The 2,787-nt window shown below is 33.8% G+C and carries 4 protein-coding genes; 1 reads left to right on the top strand and 3 read right to left on the bottom strand.

Annotated elements, in window-relative coordinates; genetic code table 11:
- From DW269_RS12265 to DW269_RS12275, 3 genes are all read right to left on the bottom strand, one after another.
- Positions 1-359, bottom strand: a 359-nt coding sequence (locus tag DW269_RS12265) for an ABC transporter substrate-binding protein (RefSeq protein ID WP_233503298.1), incomplete at its 3' end; no start/stop codon positions are given.
- A 239-nt stretch (positions 360-598) separates the two neighbouring features.
- On the bottom strand, positions 599-907 hold the full coding sequence (gene trxA / locus DW269_RS12270) for a thioredoxin (protein WP_117460281.1): 309 nt from the start codon (positions 905-907) through the stop codon (positions 599-601).
- Positions 908-955: 48 nt separating this feature from the next.
- Complete coding sequence (locus tag DW269_RS12275) at positions 956-1,750, bottom strand: mechanosensitive ion channel family protein (RefSeq protein ID WP_158546374.1); 795 nt, start codon at positions 1,748-1,750, stop codon at positions 956-958.
- A 116-nt stretch (positions 1,751-1,866) separates the two neighbouring features.
- Between DW269_RS12275 and DW269_RS12280 the strand changes: the two genes are divergently transcribed.
- A complete protein-coding gene (locus tag DW269_RS12280) occupies positions 1,867-2,727 on the top strand; it encodes a DegV family protein (protein WP_117460285.1) in 861 nt (286 codons plus the stop codon).
- Positions 2,728-2,787 lie beyond the last annotated feature (60 nt).

The following is a 2,787-nucleotide window of genomic DNA, read 5'->3' on the forward strand; positions in this document are numbered from 1 at the left end:
TTACCTGCATTCTTAATAATTCTCTTCCAAGAATAAACGAAATCGTTGGCAGTGACTTTATCACCATTTGACCACTTAGCATCTTTTAAGTGGAAAGTGTAAGTCTTACCATCAGCACTTACATCCCAGCTCTTAGCTAATGCTGGAACTGTCTTGCCTTTGTCATTTACTGCTGTTAAGCCGTCTGTGATTGCGTGGATTGCGTTGTATGACATACCATCATCAACTACTGTAGAATCCATACCCTGGATATCTAATTCACTTGCAAATCTGAAAGTATCTGTATCAGTTTTGCTTCCACATCCAGCAAGTAATGCTGCTGCCATACTTGCAGCAACTAAAACCTTTACTGTTTTCATAATTTTCCCCTCCATAATGGATATAACTGTATGATAGCATCCAACTATCATGAGAAACATCTTACACTCTTTGTGTATACATGTCAATATTCATTAGTATAAATCTTTGTGCATTTCATGAATCTATTTTAGTTATTTGTCTTTTCCACAAATTGACTAATTTTAATATTTTTTACGCTTAATTTATTATCATAAAAAGAAAAATCAGGCATATAAAAAAGACACCAATCAGGTGCCTCTTAGTCCATAAATGGGTTGATTTTATCAAGGATTGCATCCTTATTTGCGAAACCAATGATCTGTGTAACAGCCTTACCTTCTTTAAAGAAAATCATGTTTGGAATTGACTGTACACCGTATTTAGATGCTAAATCAAGTTCATTGTCTACATTGACTTTAACAACTGTTAACTGATCATTTTCAGCATCTAATTCTTCTAATACTGGACCAACCATCTTACAAGGGCCACACCAGTCTGCATAGAAGTCTACTAATACATACTTATTGTTTAATGCTTCATTAAAACCTTTCTGATCTACAATTTTCATATTCTTCACCTCACCTATATTTAAACAGATTGAAGAATATTCCGCAACTTATTTGCTTAGATGAATATCATAGGTCGTATAGGCAAGTTCTATACCTTCTTCGTTGAAACGCTTATTCATATTTTCAAGTAAACTACATCTAAGTGTTTCATAGTTTTCTGTGGCTGCCCATACTCTAAGTGTAAAGGTTAATGCACTATCCTTATATTCTGTCATATTCACAAAAGGCGGAATATCATTAAGACAATAAGGATTAGATAAGGCTTCTTCCATAATAACCTTCTTAACTAATTCTGTATCACTACCCATAATAACATCAAAGTTTAAATCTACACGACGTATTTCTTCACTTGAATAGTTCACTAATGTTGAGTGTGCTAATTGTGAATTAGGAATGACAATCTTCTTATTATCTAAAGTAAGTAGGTTTGTATAGAGTAAAGAGATTTCCTGAATTCTTCCTGTGACACCTACAACTTCAATTAAGTCTCCTTTTGAAAAAGGTTTTGCTAGTAAGATGATAATACCATCAAAGAAGCTTGCGAGTGAGTCTTTAATAGCAAGTGCAAAAGCAGCAGAAGCTGCAGTAAAGATAGCAAGAATAGAACTTGTATTAATACCAAGCTGTGATAAAGCCATAATCGCAATAATCACAATAAAGACTGTCTTGATGATTGTCTTAAAGAAGTTTAAGACAATTTCATCCTGGGAAGACTTTTCTATAAATTTTGTAAATAACTTATCAAAAATCTTATATACAACATATCCAATAACTATAATGATAAGGGCTTGAAGAGCTTTCTCTCCCATACCATAAAGTGTTTCTAAGTATTTTTTTATCATTTTTGTAACTCCTTTCACGTGCATTTACAATAATTCGTCTACCTTGATTAGTCAAGAAAATGTTGATTTATTCCTCAAAATTGTTAAAATTGAGTTTGACTGAAGGAGGTCCTTGTATGAAAATTGCAATCATGACAGATAGTAACTCTGGCATTACACAAAAAGAAGCAAAAGAATTAGGTATCTATTGTATTCCTATGCCTTTTACTATAGATGGGAAAGAATTTGAAGAAGATATCAATTTAACACAAGAACATTTCTATGAAAAACTAATGAGTGGTGCAGAAGTATTCACTTCACAGCCTACTATTGGTATTATCGCAAAGAAGTGGGATGAAATATTAAAGACACATGACGCTATCATTCATATACCTATGAGCAGTGGCTTATCAGGAAGCTGTCAGACAGCAATGATGATGGCGGATGAAGATCAGTATAAAGGAAAAGTATTTGTTGTGGATTCTCAAAGAATCTCTGTAACACAAAAAGCAGATGTCCTAGATGCCCTTGCAATGGCAGATAAGGGATATAATGCAAAAGAGATTTATGATTATCTTATGAACAATAAGATGAATGCCACTATCTATGTTACTGTAGATACACTTGAATATTTAAAGAAAGGTGGGCGTTTATCCCCTGCTGCTGCAACGCTTGCGGGTTTATTGAAGATTAAGCCTATTCTTACTATTCAGGGTGAAAAATTAGATAAATACGGTACCTCACGTACTATGAAAAAAGCTCGTAAGATGATGATTGACCAGGTAAAACAGGATATTAGTGATCGTGGCTGGGGTGATGATTATGAAGTAGCATGTGTTTATTCTTATGATAAAGAAGCTGCTTTAGATTATCTTGAACAGATCAAAGAAGCATTTCCTGATAAAGAGGTCATCTTTGACCGTTTATCATTAAGTGTTGCTTGTCATATCGGTCCAGGTTCACTTGCAATAGCTGCTTTTAAGAAAGGTTCTTATTAAGATAAAATGGACCCTGTAAAAAGGACACGATAAAAAAAGGATATTTATTTCGTGACCCTG

It is taken from the genome of Catenibacterium sp. AM22-6LB, from assembly GCF_003435615.1.
Taxonomy (GTDB): domain Bacteria; phylum Bacillota_I; class Bacilli_A; order Erysipelotrichales; family Coprobacillaceae; genus Catenibacterium; species Catenibacterium mitsuoka_A.